2 protein-coding genes are annotated in these 1,358 nt (G+C 45.9%); both read left to right on the plus strand.

The features are described from left to right. Positions 1 to 797 (plus strand): 4-hydroxythreonine-4-phosphate dehydrogenase PdxA (pdxA, locus tag A3738_RS09040; RefSeq protein WP_068763550.1); only part of this gene is annotated, 797 nt, incomplete at its 5' end. Positions 798 to 808: 11 nt separating this feature from the next. Further along, a partial coding sequence (gene rsmA / locus A3738_RS09045) for a 16S rRNA (adenine(1518)-N(6)/adenine(1519)-N(6))-dimethyltransferase RsmA (RefSeq protein WP_068763551.1) occupies positions 809 to 1,358 on the plus strand: 550 nt, incomplete at its 3' end.

A 1,358-nucleotide genomic window follows, 5' to 3' on the forward strand; every position in this document is an offset into this window, starting at 1 on the left:
GCTCAGGTCAAGCGTTTGTATGTAGTGTATTGGTTGATCAACCTGTTATGGCTGGGCACTTAGACGCTAACAACGCCGCTTATGTGCTTAGAACTCTCGATCGTGCTATCGAGGGTTGTCTTTCCGGAGAATTCTCTGCGATCGTAACAGCGCCAGTTCATAAGGGTGTGATCAACGATGCCGGAGTGAGTTTTAGCGGCCATACCGAATATCTCCAAGAAAAGTGTGGCGTCGATAAAGTTGTTATGATGCTTGCTAATCGTCATATGAAAGTATCACTTGCAAGTACTCACTTACCCCTTAAGGACGTCTCCCAGTCAATTACTCCTGAATCTTTACAGCGCGTTATTGAGATTTTACTTGCTGATATGCGCGGTAAGTTTGGTGTTGAGAAGCCTCGTATTTTGGTGGCTGGGCTGAACCCGCATGCAGGGGAAGATGGTCATATGGGGCGAGAAGAGATCGATGTCATTCAGCCCGTCATGGCTAGTTTTGAAGATGCGCCTTGCGAGTTAGTTGGTCCTTTACCTGCAGACACTCTGTTTACCCAAAAATATCTTGAAAACGCCGATGCAGTGCTTGCTATGTATCACGATCAGGGGCTCCCTGTTTTGAAGTATGCAGGCTTTGGCGAGTCAGTGAACATAACCTTGGGTCTACCGATTATCCGCACCTCTGTGGACCATGGCACCGCATTAGATTTAGCTGGAACTGGAAATATCGATACGGGAAGTTTGCGTACCGCGATCTCGATGGCTATAGATATGGTCAAAGCCAGTAACAACATTCTTAAATAGGTAAAACGAATATGGCTCAACGAAAGAAGCCCGTTGGTCATCAAGCGCGAAAACGCTTTGGACAGAACTTCTTAAGCGATGACGCGATTATTGCGCGTATTGTCAGTGGCATTAATCCGCGTCCGGGTGACCGCATGGTGGAAATTGGACCTGGGCTTGGAGCACTAACAGAGCATCTGTTAGATGGGCTTGATGGCAACTTACAGGTTGTTGAACTTGATAGAGATTTGATACCGGTTCTGCGTACCAAATTCTTTAATTACCCTGATTTCAACATTAATGAGGCTGACGCACTGAAGTTCGACTTTAATGCTTTAGCTGATGAAGAGCACCCTCTGCGCGTTGTTGGTAACTTGCCTTACAATATTTCGACACCTTTGATCTTCCACCTGCTCGACAATATCAAGCATCTGAAAGATATGCATTTTATGCTTCAGAAAGAAGTCGTAGAGAGAATGGCTGCTGTGCCAGGGCATTCTTTGTATGGTCGATTAGGCATCATGACGCAATATTATTGTCGGGTTCAGCCTTTATTTATTGTTGGGCCTGATGCCTTTGAAC

This window comes from Oleiphilus sp. HI0066 (assembly GCF_001635725.1).